This is a genomic window from Streptomyces sp. NPDC021622 (genome assembly GCF_040640795.1).
Taxonomy (GTDB): Bacteria; Actinomycetota; Actinomycetes; order Streptomycetales; family Streptomycetaceae; genus Streptomyces.
In genome coordinates, this window is record NZ_JBFACK010000024.1 from 124,611 (window position 1) to 140,318 (window position 15,708).

The 15,708-nt window shown below is 70.2% G+C and carries 19 protein-coding genes and 1 pseudogene; 9 read left to right on the forward strand and 11 right to left on the reverse strand.

The window, feature by feature from the left end; genetic code table 11:
* The first annotated feature begins 284 nt into the window (after positions 1-284).
* A complete protein-coding gene (locus AB0G47_RS36800; RefSeq protein ID WP_360779117.1) occupies positions 285-1,181 on the forward strand; it encodes a methyltransferase domain-containing protein in 897 nt (298 codons plus the stop codon).
* Between the two features lie 68 nt (positions 1,182-1,249).
* Here AB0G47_RS36800 and AB0G47_RS36805 read toward each other — a convergent pair whose 3' ends face one another.
* Entirely contained in the window at positions 1,250-2,407 is a 1,158-nt protein-coding gene (locus tag AB0G47_RS36805) for a nuclear transport factor 2 family protein (RefSeq protein ID WP_360779119.1), read from the reverse strand.
* A 112-nt stretch (positions 2,408-2,519) separates the two neighbouring features.
* On the opposite strand from AB0G47_RS36805, the gene AB0G47_RS36810 reads away from it, so the two are divergent.
* From AB0G47_RS36810 to AB0G47_RS36820, 3 genes are all read left to right on the forward strand, one after another.
* Positions 2,520-3,401 (forward strand): LysR family transcriptional regulator, encoded by an 882-nt coding sequence (locus tag AB0G47_RS36810; RefSeq protein WP_360779122.1) that lies wholly within the window; start codon positions 2,520-2,522, stop codon positions 3,399-3,401.
* A gap of 594 nt (positions 3,402-3,995) precedes the next feature.
* On the forward strand, positions 3,996-4,418 hold the full coding sequence (locus AB0G47_RS36815; RefSeq protein ID WP_360779179.1) for a VOC family protein: 423 nt from the start codon (positions 3,996-3,998) through the stop codon (positions 4,416-4,418).
* A 262-nt stretch (positions 4,419-4,680) separates the two neighbouring features.
* Positions 4,681-4,908 (forward strand): hypothetical protein, encoded by a 228-nt coding sequence (locus AB0G47_RS36820; RefSeq protein WP_360779125.1) that lies wholly within the window; start codon positions 4,681-4,683, stop codon positions 4,906-4,908.
* 195 nt (positions 4,909-5,103) lie between these two features.
* Here AB0G47_RS36820 and AB0G47_RS36825 read toward each other — a convergent pair whose 3' ends face one another.
* On the reverse strand, positions 5,104-5,295 hold the full coding sequence (locus AB0G47_RS36825; RefSeq protein ID WP_360779128.1) for a hypothetical protein: 192 nt from the start codon (positions 5,293-5,295) through the stop codon (positions 5,104-5,106).
* Between the two features lie 542 nt (positions 5,296-5,837).
* On the opposite strand from AB0G47_RS36825, the gene AB0G47_RS36830 reads away from it, so the two are divergent.
* Positions 5,838-6,155, forward strand: coding sequence for a hypothetical protein (locus AB0G47_RS36830; RefSeq protein WP_360779131.1), 318 nt, complete (start codon positions 5,838-5,840; stop codon positions 6,153-6,155).
* Here the strand turns inward: AB0G47_RS36830 and AB0G47_RS36835 are convergent.
* Both AB0G47_RS36835 and AB0G47_RS36840 read right to left on the reverse strand, forming a co-directional pair.
* Entirely contained in the window at positions 6,152-7,327 is a 1,176-nt protein-coding gene (locus AB0G47_RS36835) for a hypothetical protein (RefSeq protein WP_360779133.1), read from the reverse strand. The genes AB0G47_RS36830 and AB0G47_RS36835 overlap by 4 nt on opposite strands.
* A 346-nt stretch (positions 7,328-7,673) precedes the next feature.
* A complete protein-coding gene (locus tag AB0G47_RS36840) occupies positions 7,674-8,639 on the reverse strand; it encodes a pirin family protein (RefSeq protein WP_360779136.1) in 966 nt (321 codons plus the stop codon).
* 112 nt (positions 8,640-8,751) lie between these two features.
* Here AB0G47_RS36840 and AB0G47_RS36845 point away from each other — a divergent pair, with 112 nt between their 5' ends.
* A complete protein-coding gene (locus AB0G47_RS36845) occupies positions 8,752-9,099 on the forward strand; it encodes a tetratricopeptide repeat protein (protein WP_360779139.1) in 348 nt (115 codons plus the stop codon).
* A 201-nt stretch (positions 9,100-9,300) separates the two neighbouring features.
* Here the strand turns inward: AB0G47_RS36845 and crcB are convergent, their stop codons facing one another.
* The 4 genes from crcB to AB0G47_RS36865 are packed head-to-tail and all read right to left on the reverse strand — an operon-like array spanning position 9,301 to position 10,835.
* Positions 9,301-9,675 carry a fluoride efflux transporter CrcB gene (gene crcB / locus AB0G47_RS36850; protein WP_360779141.1) on the reverse strand — a complete coding sequence of 125 codons (375 nt, stop codon included), beginning with the start codon at positions 9,673-9,675 and terminating at the stop codon, positions 9,301-9,303.
* Entirely contained in the window at positions 9,672-10,022 is a 351-nt protein-coding gene (locus tag AB0G47_RS36855) for a DUF190 domain-containing protein (protein WP_360779144.1), read from the reverse strand. Before AB0G47_RS36855 ends, crcB begins: the two co-directional genes overlap by 4 nt.
* Positions 10,019-10,426 (reverse strand): CrcB family protein, encoded by a 408-nt coding sequence (locus AB0G47_RS36860; protein WP_360779147.1) that lies wholly within the window; start codon positions 10,424-10,426, stop codon positions 10,019-10,021. The genes AB0G47_RS36855 and AB0G47_RS36860 overlap by 4 nt, the downstream gene beginning before the upstream one ends.
* A 43-nt stretch (positions 10,427-10,469) precedes the next feature.
* Positions 10,470-10,835: a metalloregulator ArsR/SmtB family transcription factor gene (locus AB0G47_RS36865; RefSeq protein WP_360779150.1), complete on the reverse strand. Its 366-nt coding sequence runs from the start codon at positions 10,833-10,835 to the stop codon at positions 10,470-10,472.
* 95 nt (positions 10,836-10,930) lie between these two features.
* Between AB0G47_RS36865 and AB0G47_RS36870 the strand changes: the two genes are divergently transcribed.
* Together AB0G47_RS36870 and AB0G47_RS36875 are read left to right on the forward strand one after the other, a co-directional pair.
* Positions 10,931-12,976: a heavy metal translocating P-type ATPase gene (locus AB0G47_RS36870; RefSeq protein WP_360779153.1), complete on the forward strand. Its 2,046-nt coding sequence runs from the start codon at positions 10,931-10,933 to the stop codon at positions 12,974-12,976.
* Positions 12,977-13,071: 95 nt separating this feature from the next.
* The gene (locus AB0G47_RS36875; protein ID WP_360779155.1) at positions 13,072-13,665 is read left to right on the forward strand and encodes a hypothetical protein; all 594 of its coding nucleotides are present in this window, start codon (positions 13,072-13,074) and stop codon (positions 13,663-13,665) included.
* A gap of 4 nt (positions 13,666-13,669) precedes the next feature.
* On the opposite strand, the gene AB0G47_RS36880 is transcribed toward AB0G47_RS36875, so the two are convergent.
* The 3 genes from AB0G47_RS36880 to AB0G47_RS36890 all read right to left on the reverse strand — a co-directional run bounded on the left by AB0G47_RS36880 (position 13,670) and on the right by AB0G47_RS36890 (position 15,518).
* Entirely contained in the window at positions 13,670-14,155 is a 486-nt protein-coding gene (locus AB0G47_RS36880; RefSeq protein WP_360779157.1) for a hypothetical protein, read from the reverse strand.
* 106 nt (positions 14,156-14,261) lie between these two features.
* Positions 14,262-14,645, reverse strand: a complete 384-nt coding sequence (locus tag AB0G47_RS36885) for a zinc ribbon domain-containing protein (protein ID WP_360779181.1) — start codon at positions 14,643-14,645, stop codon at positions 14,262-14,264.
* 141 nt (positions 14,646-14,786) lie between these two features.
* A complete protein-coding gene (locus AB0G47_RS36890; protein WP_360779159.1) occupies positions 14,787-15,518 on the reverse strand; it encodes a TetR family transcriptional regulator in 732 nt (243 codons plus the stop codon).
* Between the two features lie 109 nt (positions 15,519-15,627).
* Between AB0G47_RS36890 and AB0G47_RS36895 the strand changes: the two are divergent.
* A pseudogene (locus tag AB0G47_RS36895) lies at positions 15,628-15,708 on the forward strand (electron transfer flavoprotein subunit beta); the annotation flags it as partial.

Consider the following 15,708-nt stretch of genomic DNA (forward strand, 5'->3'; position numbering starts at 1 on the left):
ACCAGTCTCCCCTGCCGCCACCCGAGCCCCACTCACGAAAGGGGCCCCTGTCACACCCCCGCTGACCTCCTCCGGATCGACTCGGCCTGCCTGTCCGGCGCGTGTGGCGGCAGGGTGAATGACGTCACCGTCGCCCGTACACGTCCGCCGCAGGGCAGTGGTCCGGTTGCGGCAGCACCGACGGCGCGAGGCAATGGCTTCACCCCACGCCCCACCCCCCCACGTCGCACCCATCGTCGTCGAGGCGCCCGACAAGAATTGACCCCGTAGCAGGAGGCAAGGACGTGACCGAGGACCACACCACCGCACCCCGGGCCGAACCAAGGCAGCACGCCCCGGCCGCCGCCTCCGCCGAGCAGGCCCAAGCCTGGAACGGCGACGACGGTCGGCACTGGGTCCGGCACCGGGAGCGCTACGAGGCCATGCAGCGCAACTTCACCCCGCACCTGCTGCGAGCAGCCGCCATCGGCACGGCCGACCGCGTCCTGGACATCGGCTGCGGAGCGGGCGCCACCACCCGTGCCGCGGCACGCGACGCCGGGCGAGGCCACGTCCTCGGCGTCGATCTGTCGAAGCCGCTGCTCGCCGAGGCGCGCCGGCTTGCGCTCGAAGAAGGCGTGGGCAACGTGGCGTTCGAGGAAGGGGACGCGCAGGTGCATCCCTTTCCCGACGCGGCGTTCGACGTGGCGATCAGCCGCAACGGGATGATGTTCTTCGCCGATCCGCCGGCCGCCTTCACGAACATCGCCCGAGCCCTGCGACCGGGCGGCCGGCTTGCGTTCTCGTGCTGGCAGGAGGCGGCGGTCAACGAGTGGCTCGTCACCCTGTGGACGGCCATCGCTCCGTACGTCGAACTGCCGGACATGGGCGGATCGGGACAGCCGGGGGCCTTCTCGCTCGCCGACCCCGAGCGGGTACGGCAGTTGCTGGGCGGGGCGGGTTTCACCGACATCGCGGTCGAACCGGTGGCCGAGCCGATTCACCTGGGCGACGACGCCGAGGACGTCGTCGAATTCGTCGCCAGCCTCGGCCTGATCCGCGATCTGCTGGCGCAGGCGACGGAAGAGAACGCCCGCCAGGCTCTGGCCGCGCTGCACACCGAACTCGCCGGCCACCAGGGCCCGGACGGCATCGCTCTGGGCGCCGCCGCCTGGCTGGTCACCGCCCGCACCCCGGAATGACGACCGCCCAGGCCCCGGCCCGCCGCTGGGCCGCGCCACCGACTTCACCGGGCAGGACGTGCTGCGCCTCAGGAGTGCCGGTGGTAAGCCTTGTTGGCGATGCGCCAGCCGTCGTCGACGCGGACCAGCAGGAAGATGTCGGTGAAGGTGTTCGCGCCGTGCGAGAGCGTCATGGTCGCGGTCGCGACGGTGCCGTGGACGTCGATGGCGTCGATGCGGCGGGAGCGGGTCGGTTCGTCCGCGGCCGGGCGGCCGTCGAAGAGAGCGCAGTACTCCTCCAGGCGCCACGAGACGAATGCACCGTCCCGGATTCCCTCGATGTGGGCGGTGGGCAGGAACGCGTCGTGGAAGTGGGTGGGGTCGCCGGTCGCGTGTCCGCGGACGTAGGCACGGAGCGGTTCGAGCACGGCGTCCTCCACGGCGGGGACCGTGGCGGCAACGGCGATGTCGGCCTCAGGGTCGGCAGTGGGGTCGGCCAAGTCGGCTGCGCTGCGCAGGGGGGTGTTCGACGCGGCGGCCAGCAGAGCCATGTCCTTGGCCAGCGCGCCGATCGTGAATTCGGCCATGGCAGGGGCAGGCTGGGCGGCGAGGAAAGGCCGTTTGCGGGCCACGAGCCCGCCGAGCTGGCCGAGTTCGAGAACGTCGAGCACCTCGGCACGGGGCAGGCCGAGGGCGTCGGCCTGGCGCAGTGCGTCACGCAGCGCGAGGACGGCGCCGGCAAGGCTGCTGTTGGCGATGAGCTTGAGCGCAGCGGCGGTGGCGGCATCGTCAACACGCCGCACGGTGCCAAGCGCCTCCAGAACCGGTCGGACCCGATCGAGCGCGTCGTGCTCGGCGGCGGCAAGAATCTGCAGGGCGCCGGCCGCGGCGGCGGGCACAGAGCCGAGTAGGGGCGCGTGGACGTAGGACGGGCCGAGGTGCCGGGCCAGTTGCGACGCTTCGGCGGGGGCGATGGTGCTGGTGTTCAGCACGATCGTGTCCGGTCGCAGCGAGTCACGGACGTCGTCGAGGACCTGCCGGCAGGCCGGGCCGTCGAACAGTGCCAGGAGTACGAGATCGGCCTTCGCCACCGCCTCGTTCGCATCGCCGGTCGTCCTGACGGCGTCCGATGTGCGCCCGGAGCGCGTCCAGCCGACGACGTCCCGGCCCTGGGCAGCGAGGCGTGTCGCGATCGCGTCGCCCATGCGTCCCAGGCCGAGGATGGTGATCATGTGCGGTGTGGTCATACGGGCCAGAGTGGTGCGCCCCGATGGCTGCGACAAGCGCAGATTTCGCAGGCCAGACCTGCGGCGCTCGCATACCGGCCGGACATACTGGCGTCATGGAATTGCTGGTGTCATGGACTTGACCGTGTGGCGGACCTTCGTGACCGTGTGCCGACTCGGGTCGCTGTCGGCGGCGGCCGCCGAGCTCCATCACACGCAGTCGGCCGTCTCCCGACAGATCGCCGGTCTTGAGCGGCAGCTCGGCGTGCCTCTGATGGAGCGTCATGCGCGCGGTGTGCGTCCGACGCCTGCTGGCGAGGTCTTCCGGAGCCACGCCCTGGCCACGCTCAACGAAGCCGACCGCGCCATGCGCGCCGTACGAGAGGCTGGTGACGGGGCGTTCAATCGGCCGCTGGCCGTCGGTGCCACGCCCTCTCTTGCCGCAGGGATCGTCCCCGAGGCCATCCGGAGCCTGCTGGAGCGAACCGGATCCATGCGGTGGAGCCTGCTCCCCGGCTTGAGCGCACAACTGCACAACCGTGTGATCGCCGGCGATCTCGACCTCGCTGTCGTCACCGATGCGCCACCGGGGCTCCCCAATGACCCGCGGGTCGAACGGCGGTTCCTCGGCCTGGACGACATGGTCGTCGTCCTGCCCGTCGGTCATCCGCAGGCCGGGCGCGGCCCGGTGGACATTCGGACGCTGGCCGACCAGACCTGGGTCGAGGACAACGACGGCTCGGCGGCGCTCCTGCGCCGGCACGCTGCCCGCGCCGGGGTCAGCGCCCGCATCGATCTCACCGCGGCCGATCTGCTCGGCAAACTGGCCCTGGTGGCAACCGGCCACGCCATCGCGCTGATACCCGGGGTACTGACACGCGCGCTGCGGACCGACGTCACCGCGGTGGCCCTCGCCGACCCCCCGACCCGCGGGATCTACGCGATCACACCACGTCGCGACCCCCACCCCTCCGCGACGCCCCTCCTCGAACAGCTCGCCACGGCCTTCACCTAGCGGAGACCACCGCCGTCAGCGCACCCGTCCCCGCGACCTCTCGCGTCGCATCCTCGTCCAGGTGTCCTCATGGAAGATCTCGGCGAGTCAGGGCTCGACATCGACCGCCGCATCCCCCTCGCGGAGGCCCGGGACTCTGGAGCCAGCTGAGCACCTTCTCGCCTCACGAGGAGCAAGACACGGTAATCCAGTGGACTGACGGGGTGGGTCAGGGGGTTTGTCGTTGAGGGCGGACCGTCCGCAATCGCGGGAACAGGCGGACGTCAGTGCCGTCATGGGCAGTGGTGTTTGAGGACGACCAGTTGCGGCCCCATCCAGGCGTCCATGTGCGCGCGGACCCGACTCGACGGGGATGGGTATGGGTATGGAAATTGATCGCTCGGGGCATTTCCGGGTCCGCGAACGGCACGAACTCCTCAGCATGCCCACCAGAAACGGACTTAACGCCTTCTGGCCAGCCAACGACCCTGGACGCATCGTTAAGTTGGCAGGCCCGGCGCAAAAATATCGTGACAGAGGATGTCGTGGTTCGTCGGTAACTTGGCTTCGCGGCGATCGGACAGTCCGGTCAGCTATATCGCGAAGGAGCTTCAATTGGGGTCTCAGGTCAATCCGTGCATCACGTTCAACGGTAACGCGCGGCAGGCGATGGAGTTTTACCGGAAGGTCTTCGGTGGCGAGTTGGAATGGGGAACGGTGGCGGACTTCGGCTCACCGGACTCGCCCAACGCCGACAAGGTCATGCACTCTCGTTTGGACACTCCCGCCGGCTACACGCTCATGGCATGGGACTATCCCGATGACAGGCCCGGCCACCCGCCCTATCGGCCCGGCAACAATGTCGCGATCTTCCTGGACGGCGACGACAGGGGGCTTCGCGACTACTTCGAGAAACTGTCCGCAGGTGGCACCGTCACGCTGCCTCTGGAAAAGCAGGTGTGGGGCGACGAGGCGGGCTCGCTGGTTGACCAGTTCGGAATCAGCTGGATGTTCAACATCACCGCCCAGAACCGCTGATCGGCAACCGGGTCTCTTGCCCGAGAGGGCGTTCAGGCACAAAGTCGGGTGTGACCGAGCGCCGCAGTTGGCCCGTTCGGCCGTGCAGAACGCTCGGCTCGGGTCACGGTGTCAGTGGAACCAGACGACGAGCCGTACGTTGTTCGCGCCGTGCAGGTCGCTCAGCGTGCGCATCACGCTCCAGGCGGGGCGCGCGAGGGGGTGTCACCCGTTTGGGTGCGCTCGGCGAGCAGCTGGTCGCGAGGGTGGGCATGGTGAATGCATGAACAACACACCTCACTCCAAGAAGTCCCTGTCCCTCATATCCCGGGCATTCGTGGTGAGTGCCGCCGTGGGCATCGCTTGTGCGGCGGGGGTGGCAACTGCCACATCCGCCGTGGCCGCGACGCCCGTCACCGCAAAGGCCGCCCCTGCCCAGGCCGGCCACGGCGGCGGGGACGAGTTCCAGTGCGGCAACGGCCTCCTCGCCCTCCTCAACTTCTGCAACTGACGGGCAACTGCGGGCAATTCTTGCCCGCACACCGCAACCACACACCGAAGTCCACCCACCCCAGGGCGGTCAGGGACAGGGACAGGATCCCTCTCCCTGACCGCCCTGCCGACCACAACCGAAGGCCTGATCAAACGCGAGGGCGGACACGGGGCTGTTGCCCGTGTCCGCCCTCGGTACGCGGGTCGGCGTCGCTCACACCGCCTTGAAGCGGCGCAGCCGGAGGCCGTCGCCGACGACGAAGACCGATGTGAAGGGGATCTGGGGAGTTTGCCGATGGTGGTCGCCGAGTAGGTTTGCCTGCGCAGCGAACTCCCGATATGCCGTTCGCCGTATCTCGCGCAGAGCTGCCGACAGCTGCAACTCGGCAGTTGCTTGTACCTGCACGCGAGCAGACTGTGCGTTCCCCCTGCTTGTTACCCGCGACGATCGCGGTGACCGCGGCAGTCGGTTACGCCTCCGCATGCAGGCGCTACGAGGCGAGGTACGTCTGGCCCACCATCCGCGACCACCTCACTCAATGCGGCATCCTCATCGGTCCCGCTGGAGACCGGTGCACACACCCAGGACTGCAGCAAGCACCACCGACTTCCAGTGCCTGCTGCGCGCCGGCCATCGGCTCCTCGCGGAGTCTCTCGACGAACCCCTGGCCAAATCCGGCATGGTTCCAGCCGACCGTTCCGGCCGCCGCCGCACTGCCCCGTTATTCGTATGCCAGAGGTCGAGCCAGCCATGCACCTCTGCGGTACAGAACCGCAGCACAAGCACTGCGCTCGCTACGGCTCCGTGGCCAAGTCTCTGTCCCTGTCCACGCTGACACGAACACCACCACGGAACGGCCAACATCGAGTTTGGACTCGATGTCGACCCGACTGCTCCCTGCGATCTCGAACCGCAGCACCATCACGGCGCGCTGACCCGTGGGGTACGTGGCGAGGCCCCTTCGGGGCTCGGTGGAGCAGGACAGTGGACCCGAGGCGCTGCCGGCCATCGGCACGTGGCTCAACGCGGCGCTCGGCTCGGCTCCGACGGCTGAGGGGCGCGTAAATCCACGCCCGTGCAGGCGGTTTACTCCCAGGCTCCTGCTGGACAAGCTGCAGCTCCTGCCGGACCGGCGCGGGATCCGTCTGCTGGAGATCGCCGAACTCCCGGCGAACGCCCCGCACTTCCCCAGCTTCCGGCTCGCGCTCATCGGCGATGTCGTCTATGTCGTCGATCAGCGCGAGCATCTCCTCGTGTACGCCTAGCTACTCGGGGCGGGGTCCCGGTTTGCCGCGCCTCGGAGGCCGGCGACCGTGAACGCCACGACCAGGAGGGATGCCAGCGTCGCGACCACCGCCGACAGGGCGGGAAGCGCTGCTGTCACCCCGTCAGGCCGCAATACGTAGGCGAGCGTTCTGGAGTCGAGCCGGTCATCCAGGAGGTGGCTGACGGACAGCGCGCCTGCCACCAGGGTGCTCATCACGGCCACGACCGGTGACCCACTCAGGCACAGTGCCGCCCCCGCCAGAGCGCAGATAACGGAGACGCCGAGCGCGGCGGAGAGACCGACGGTGGACGCGTCCGACCAGTTCAGCGGGAAATGGGCCGCCGCACAGAGCAGAAGAAGTACACCTGCCGTACGACGCAGCCACACCAAGGGTTTTGTGCCTCGAGCGGGCATGGCCGCGGCAGCCGGGACGGGTGCGGGGCGGACGGCCTCGGCCGGCGGCGCGATCGGCACCGGCGGGGGGCCGGCCTCGGTGTTGTCGGCGTCCTTGCGTTCTCTCAGGCTGCCCATCAGCTTCATCAGATCCTCGACAGATCTGGTCGTACCGGCGGCACGCACCGCCTCGGCGCCGCTGTGCGGATCGTGCGGGGGCTGGGAGAGCAGGTGAACGAGACGGCTCACCTCCGGTATGGGCCGTTCCTCGACGGCGTGCCGAATTGCCTCGTCCATGTGCTCGGCGGCGTGTTCCGGCGGGCCCATCAGTTCCACCAGCCGGGAGACGTCGTCGACGGAGCGGGCCACGGCGGCCAGGCGGAGCACCGAGGCGGCGGCCGGCACGCCGTCAGGTGACTGCTCCAAGAGAGTGACGAGGTCGACGACGTCGTCCAGGGGCCTGGACACCACGGCGACGCGTATGAGCTCTTCCACCGCGTCGGCGTCCAGGGCGGACACCGTCTGTTCCGGGGGCCCGTCGTCGGCCTCGTGCGCCGTCTGTTCCGAGGATCCGTCGGCGACGCTGTGCGCGGTCCGCTCCGAAGGAACGTCGTCCGCGTCGTGGTCGACTGCCTGCGGTGGCGGGGCGTGCGGGTATTGGGGCAGGGCGTGGGGAAGGGCGTGGAACTGCGCGGTGCCCCAGTGAACCGACGTCGAAAGCAGAGGTTCGCCGGTCCTAGACGTATCCCCCGCGGCAGAGAATGACTCAGCGGCCATTTTCTTCTCCATTTCAGCGGTACGTACTTGTCCCGCGTGTGTGCGTGTCTCCCGTTCTATCCACGCTTCTTTCGCCCCGCCACTGGAGGAGTTGCCCGGCGTTGCGCAATCCATCGCATCGGGAACCTTCCGCGGACCCGGGGTCCCTGCAAAGGGTGGGAACCCACGCGTCGCACCACAAGCAGCGAAGGGGCGAGGGCGCACTCCGCTGACCGGCTCCACGCCCCGGGCGGAGGACCTGACCCAGGAGGCGCTCCTTCGCACGTACCGGGCCCGCTGCGGTTCTAGATCCCGCGAAGACAGCTTGGCTGCGTTGCTGTGCCCCTGACGACAGCAACGGCACTGGTCAACGCACCCGTCCCCGCGGCTTCAGCGGCACCGGCGGCAAGTCCGGCGCGGGGATCCGGTCGCCGTCATAGCCCTTCACCTCGCCGAAGCGCGAACTGTCCATCCAGTCCGAACGGGCCTGTGCGATGTCTTCATTGGAGCGCCCGACGAAGTTCCACCACATGATGAGCTCCTCCTCGAACGGCTCACCGCCGAGCAGCATCAGGCCCGCGTCCGACCTGGCGTACAGCGGCAGTTCGGTCCGGCCGCAGCCGAGGTAGAGCATCGATCCCGGGAGTACGGGGACACCGTCCACGTCGGCGTCGCCGGACATGGCGAGGACGGCGTACTCGAAGTCGGGGTTCAGGGGCAGGCGCACGTCGGCACCGCCGGTCAGGGCGAGGTCGGCGCCGACGATCGGGGTGTACGTCGTGCCCGGCGATGCCGCGCCGTCGAGCGCGCCGAGGATGAGGGTCGCGGAGATGCCGGGAGCCGTGACGATCGGCAGCTCGGCGTGGTGCTCGAAGCTCGGGTCGGTGTGGCGGTGGGCGTCCGGCAGCGCCACCCACAGCTGGGCGCCGTGCAGGAAGCGGGCGTGCGATCTGGGGCTCTCCTCGGAGTGCGAGATCGCCCGGCCCGAGGTCATCAGGCCCAGCTCGCGCGGACGGATCGTCTGGAGACCGCCGGTGGAGTCGCGGTGCAGGACCTCGCCGTCGTGCAGCCAGCTGACCGTCTGCAGGCCCATGTGCGGGTGGGGGCCCACCTGCATGCCGGGCTCGTCGGCGATGTCGTCCGGGCCGTAGTGGTCGACGAAGCACCAGGCGCCGACCATGCGGCGGCCCAGGTTGGGCAGCAGGCGGCGGACCTCGGTGGACTCGCCGAGCTTGACCTTCTTGGGGCTGAGGAGTTCCCGCACCGGTTCGGCGACGACGAACCCGCGCCCGCCGCACAGGGCCGGAACCGCCTCGCGATCAAGATTGCTCATGTCGCACAACCTAGCCCCGCGGGGCGCCGGAGGGCAGGCACGCGGCGCGGCCGTCACCCGGTGGAATTTCTGACCACGTGGCGGAGTTGTGCGCACCAGTAAGGAGGCAACAGTGGAGATGACCTATTACGGCCACGGAACCGCGGCCGAGCGCTGGGAGCGCGCACGGCAGTTCTTCGACGCCAAGGAGTACGCGACGGCGGCACGCATCCTGGCCGACCTGGCCGACGAGGTGCCCGAGCAGGTCGCCCCGCGGCTGCTGCTGGCCCGTGCCTACTACCACTCGGCGCAGCTGCTGCGCGCGGAGGCCGAGCTGCGTACGGTCATCGAACTCGACCCGGTCGAGCAGTACGCCCGGCTGCTCCTCGGCCGCACGCTGGAGCGGCAGGGCAGGGACGCGGACGCCGCCCCGCATCTGCGGATGGCGGCCGCCTTCTCGGGGGATTTCGCGGACGTCTGACCCGACCCCAGGGCGCCGTTGGTTTTGGCCGACGGCGCCCCGGGCCGTATATCCCGGCCCTCGCCAGTCGGCGGCGTCGCGGGCTGGGAGCACTTCAACTCGCAGCCGGGCGGCAGCTCGGAGCCCTGGCGGTGGGCGGCGGAGGTGTCGTCCGCACTCAAAGCCGCGGCCGTGTCGCGGTGAGCAGCGCGCCGCCGTCCTTCACGCCCACATCGCCTCGGCGAACGCCACGCCCGCGAAGACCGCGCCGAGCCCCGCGACGACACTGGCAAGGACGTTTGCCGCGGCGTAGAAGCGCGCTCCGCCCTCGGCAAGCCGCAGCGTCTCGTACGAGAAGGTCGAGTACGTCGTCAGGGCGCCGCACAGGCCGGTGCCGAGGAACAGCTGGAGCTGCGAGGCGGCGGCGCCCGCGACGACGGCTCCGGTGAGCACGCCGAGGATCAGGCTGCCCAGGACGTTCACCGCGAACGTCCCCCACGGGAAGACCGTGTCGTGTCTGGCTTGCACGGCACGGTCGGTGAGGAACCGCAGCGGGGCGCCGATCATCGCCCCGGCCACCACGCAGAGCCAGTTCACCGGTCGGCCTCGCCCCGGCCGACGTACCGGATGACCTCGCAGTCGTCGAGGATCACGAGCCCTTCGGTGACCAGTTCGTCGAGCTGGGGGAGGAAGGCGCGGAGCTTGTCCTCGTCGTCGACGATCACCACCGCGACCGGCAGGTCCTCGCTCAGCGAGAGGAGGCGCTGGGTGTGGATGAGCGAGGAGGCGCCGAATCCCTCGATGCCCCGGAAGACGCTGGCGCCCGCGAGGCCCGCCTTGCGGGCGCGGTGGACGATCTCCGAGTAGACCGGCTTGCGGTGCCAGAGGTCGGTCTCACCGATGAAGACCGTGACCCGCAGTGCCCGGCCCGTCAGTCTGGTCATGGTCGCCTCCACGCCACCAGGCGGCGAGTCGCCCACGCCGCGCTCCATACTGCTCCGATGGCCGCAAGCAGTGTCAGTCCGAGGTAGGCCAGGCCCGTGCGGACGTGGCCGCCGTTCACCAGGCGCTCGATGTCGGCAGCGTAGGTCGAGAAGGTGGTGAAGCCGCCGAGGACGCCTGTGCCGAAGAAGGGCCGCAGCAGACGGTGGGCGGTCCACAGTTCGGTGAGCAGCACCATGAAGACGCCCATGACGGCGCAGCCGACGGCGTTCACGAGGAGCGTGGTCCAGGGGAACGCGTCAGGGGCGGTCGGCCAGATCAGGGACGCGCCGTAGCGGGCCGACGCGCCGATGGCACCGCCGAGGGCCACGACCGCCACCACGGGCCACACGCCGTACGTCCTCACCTGCGCCGATCCAAGTAGTCACCAGTAAAAGATCACCGTAAGGCTAGCCGCCCTGCGGGGTGTCCCGCAGACCGAGGCGCAGGTGCTCGACGTGGAAGAGCGCCTGGTCGAGGAGTTCGGCGACGTGGTGGTCGTAGAGGGCGTAGATGACCGAGCGGCCCTGCCGTTCCCCGGTGATCAGGCCGAGGTTGCGCAGCAGGCGCAACTGGTGCGAGCAGGCGGACTGTTCCATGCCGACCGCATCGGCCAGATCGCCGGCCGCGCAGGGCCCTTCCTGCAGTCGGGCGAGGATCCGCAGCCGGGAGGGCGTCGCCAGGGCCTGGAGGGTGGCGGCGACGTCGGCGGCCCCCACGGTGTCCAGGCGATCTCGTGTGGTGGCGGTGCTCTTGTCGTCGACTCCGTGGCCCATGGCGTCATCCTATCGATGACACATGAAAAGCTGTTCATTCATTCCTGTACGGTGATGGAGTCGCCGTTCCCCAGCCCGCGAAGGGTCACTTCGTCATGCCCACCACCCTGATCCCACGCTCCGACCAGGCGCCTTCCGCCGGCACGGCGGCGGCTCCGCGCCGGCGCACCCGGGTGCTCGCACTCGCCGAGGCCCGCTGGGCCGCGGCGGCCACGGTCGCGTTCCTCATCGCGCTGCCGCTCCAGCTGACGGGGGCCGCCGCGTGGCTCTGGGGCCCGCTCTACGCGGTCGCGTACGTCACCGGCGGCTGGGAGCCTGCGCTCGAAGGGCTGCGGGCGCTGCGCGAGAAGACCCTGGACGTGGATCTGCTGATGATCGTCGCGGCGGTCGGCGCGGCCTCGATCGGGCAGGTGATGGACGGCGCGCTCCTGATCGTCATCTTCGCCACGTCGGGCGCCCTGGAGGCCCTGGCCACCGCCCGCACCGCCGACTCGGTCCGCAGCCTGCTCGACCTCGCGCCCGCCACGGCGACACGACTGACCGACGGGGGCGGCGAAGAGACCGTGGGCAGCGCCGAGTTGAAGGTCGGCGATGTCATTCTCGTACGTCCCGGTGAGCGGGTCGGCGCGGACGGCGAGGTCCTTGAGGGCGTCAGCGACGTCGACCAGGCGACGATCACCGGGGAGCCGCTGCCGGTCGCCAAGGAGGCCGGTGACGAGGTGTTCGCGGGGACGCTGAACGGGGCCGGTGCGCTGCGGGTGCGGGTGGGGCGCGACGCGTCGGACTCGGTGATCGCGCGGATCGTGGCGATGGTCGAGGAGGCGTCGGAGACGAAGGCGCCGACACAGCTGTTCATCGAGAAGGTCGAGCAGCGCTACTCCCTCGGCATGGTGCTCGCCACGCTCGCCGTGTTCACGGTGCCGCTGGCGCTCGGCGACGACCTGACGGGGGCGCTGCTGCGAGCCATGACGTTCATGATCGTGGCCTCGCCGTGCGCGGTGGTACTCGCGACCATGCCGCCGCTGCTCTCGGCGATCGCCAACGCGGGGCGGCACGGCGTCCTGGTCAAGTCGGCCGTCGTTATGGAGCGCCTGGGCGAGGTCGACGCGGTCGCCATCGACAAGACGGGCACGCTGACCGAGGGCACTCCCCGGGTGACCGCCCTGCGCCCGCTGCCCGGCAGCGGCCTGACCGACGACGCCCTGCTCTCGCTCGCTGCGGCCGCCGAGCACCGCAGCGAACATCCGCTGGCCCGCGCCGTGGTCGACGCCGCCCGCACGCGCGGCCTGGACATCCCGGCGGTGACGGACTTCGCATCGGCGCCCGGCATCGGCGTGAGCGCCACGGTCGAGGGGGCGGCCGTCGAGGTCGGCGCTCCGGCACGGCTGCTCGGCGCCAATGCCGATGCCGATGCCGATGCCGCCACTGGTGTCACTGATGTCACGGACGACGCGTACGACACGTACGACACGTACGGCACACACGACAAGGCAGGCGCCTGGGCGCGGCAGTTGGGCGACGAGGGCCAGACCGCGGTCCTCGTGCTGCGCGACGGGACCCCCGTGGGTGTCATCGGCATCGCCGACCGGCTCCGCCCGGACGCCGCAGCGACCGTCGCCTCCCTGGAGACGCTCACGGGCACGCCGCCGATGCTGCTCACCGGAGACAACTCCCAGGCCGCGGGCCGCCTCGCGACAGAGGTCGGCATCGATGACGTACGCGCCGGGCTGCTCCCTCAGGACAAGGTCGCGGCGGTGCGTGCGGCGGAGGGCGACGGACGCAAGGTCCTCGTCATCGGCGACGGCGTCAACGACGCACCCGCCCTCGCCGCCGCCCACACCGGCATCGCAATGGGCCGGGCCGGCTCCGACCTCGCCCTGGAGACCGCCGACGCCGTCATCGTGCGCGACGAACTCACCACCGTGCCCAAGGTGATCGCCCTCTCCCGCCGTGCCCGGGGACTCGTCGTACAGAACCTGGTGATCGCCGGCGCGTTCATCACGGTCCTGGTCGCCTGGGACCTCATCGGCACCCTGCCACTGCCGCTTGGCGTACTCGGTCACGAGGGGTCCACGGTGATCGTGGGGCTCAACGGGCTGCGCCTGCTGCGGGATTCGGCGTGGCGCGAGGCGGGGAGCTGAGGGGCTCGGGGGCGCGAGCGGGACCGTCCCGGCGTTGCCCGTGTGGCGGTTGAGTACTGTGGGGCGCCGGAGAGCGGGGGTCAGGTGTGACAGGGATGGTCGTGTTCAGCTTCGTGCTGGCCGCCGCGCTCGCCGCCATGGCCTCACTCAGGGCGGACCGCGTCCATGGCTGGCGCCGGTCCCTCAATCCGTCGGCGTCCGAACTGCCCGATGCCGCCTTCACCGTCGGCCGCGTCGTCCTCTTCGGCATGGCGGGCGCCTCGGTCTTCACGGCGTTTCAGCTCATGGCCGTATCCGACGACGCGGCGTGGAACGACGACGAGCTGACAAGCGCCGTCGGCCAGGCCACGACGGCGCTGGACGGCGCATCCCGCTTCGGTGACATCTACGGCGACGACAGCGGCTTCGACGACGAGTACGCGCGCATGATCGAGGACGAGGTCGTCGAGCAGGGCGGCGGCGACTCCCCGCAGACCGGCGTGGACGCCGTACCCGCCGATGCCAACACGGCGTCCGACGCGGCCTACACGGTGACCGGCTCCGGTGCGGCGGCGAGCTTCTGCGTGCGGGTCGAGCGCACCAGGTCCAAGGGCGACGACTACGAACCCCCGGGCGTGGCGGGCGGCGCGGGGACGGTGACCGTGCCGAGCTACAAGTTCGCGGTGACGAGCGCCGACGGGGACTGCTGAGCCGCTACTCGCCCAGTGCCGTCCCGCATCGTGCGCAGTAACGGGCGTCGCGCTCCGCGGCGAGGCGGCCGCACTCGGGGCAGACGCGGTCCAGGAGGCAGGCGGGCTCTCCGGCGTCGGAGCCGGGGGCAGGGCTGATGCCGAGCGGCGGGCGCCGTCGGTGCGCGGTGGTGTAGACGAGGCCCGCGTCCGCCGCCTGAACGGAGCGGGTCGTGCCGGCCGGAAGCCACACCAGGGCGCCGGGCGTCAGCGGCCATGACCCGTCCGGGGTACGGAGTTCACCCTCGCCGTGCAGCACGGTCACGAGGACGCCCAGCGTGGCCTCGGTGTGCTCGCCGATGCCCGCGCCGGGCGCGAGCCGGATGACATTGGCGTCCAGGTCCCGTGCGTGCCCGCCGAGCGACCACGCGACGGTGATCTGTCCCTGCCCGGCGGCGGCGGTCTGCTCCGGGCCGACGAACACCGGAGCGGTGGCGGCGGACGTACTCATGGGGACTCCAGTGGGCGGGTGGGGGCTGCCCGGAGAGGGTGCGGACATGCGTCAGAGGAGCGAAACTCTAACGCTGCACGACGGACCCTCAGCACACGACGGACCCTCAGAACCAGTCCGCGCGTCCGCTCGCGTCGCACAGTTCGAAGACGACTTCGCCCGCCTCGGGGTCCGTACCCGTCACCGGGCGGACCCGGGCCCCGACCCAGACCAGGTTCGGGGCGGCGCCCACGACGCGGCAGCGGAACACAAAGCCTTCGGGGAAGCGGACCAGGGACTCGTTGCGTGCCACGCCCGTGTAGCGGTTCACGACGTTCGAGCGCACGACGACGCCGTAGCCCTCACTGCGTTCCGGCTCCAGGTCGCTCGACGCGCACACCGGGCACAGCAGCTTCCGGAAGGAGGCGGTCTGGCACCAGCGGCAGCGCTGATAGATCAGGCCGGTTGACTCGCGCTGATCGGGATTCTCGTCAAGTCCGGTCTGGTGCAACTCGGTTCCTGCTATGGACACGTTTCGACCCCCTGCGGTCGGCCCGGATACGCCGCGTCGTCACGGCGACACGCGCACCATATGGCACTGAGTGCCGCAACGTAAAGGTACTGAGTGTCGAAAGGACGGCCAAGAACGGGCTCACGCCCCTTCGGCACCCGCTCGCCCCTCCCCGAAAGCCGACTCGATGCGCTGCACGACCCGCCACATCGGGGCGCCCTTCGGGGCCACCATCACGATCACCTCGTCCTCGGACGCGGCACCGGCGGGCCGCCCGGCCTGCGCGTTCCCCCACATCTCCCGTACGAGTCCCAGCGCGTGGTCCACCGAGGCCTCGGCGTCACCGTCGCCCCCCGAACGCAGCCAGGAGCGCAGGCCGTTGTTGTGCGCGGCGACCACGGAGGCCGCGATCACCTCGGCGCGCAGCGCGCCGTCGGGGGTCTCCGCGCAGCGCCGTTCCAGATATCCGGCGAGCTTGCGCTCGTAGCGGCGCACCACGGAGAGTTCATACGTACGCAGGCCGGGCACCTCGCGCGTGAGGCGGTAACGCTGCACGGAGAACTCGGGGTTCGCGGCGTACATGCGCAGCACGAGACGGGCCGCGTCGCACACCGCGCCCACGGGATCGTCGCCGTCGTCATGCTCTTCGAGGAACGCCGACATGTCCGCCAGGCAGCGCTCGTGGTCGGGGAAGACCACGTCCTCCTTCGACGGGAAGTACCGGAAGAACGACCGGCGCCCGACGCCCGCCCTGGCGACGATGTCGTCGACCGTGGTCCGCTCGAAGCCCCGCTCGAGAAAGAGCTCGAAGGCCGCCTCGGCGAGCACCTCTCGCATGGGGGCCTTCTTGGCTGGTCCGCGCACCTCAGTCATGCCGGGAAACCTAGCACCGGAGAGCACCTTTTGGCACTACGTACCTTTACAGAGGGTACTGAGTGCCATAGGCTCGCAGCACGGACCGCACTGAGGTAGGAGAGCCGGCGTGAGCTTGAGGATCGTTGTCACCGTGAAGTACGTGCCCGACGCCACTGGCGACCGGCACTTCGCCGATGACTTGACCGTG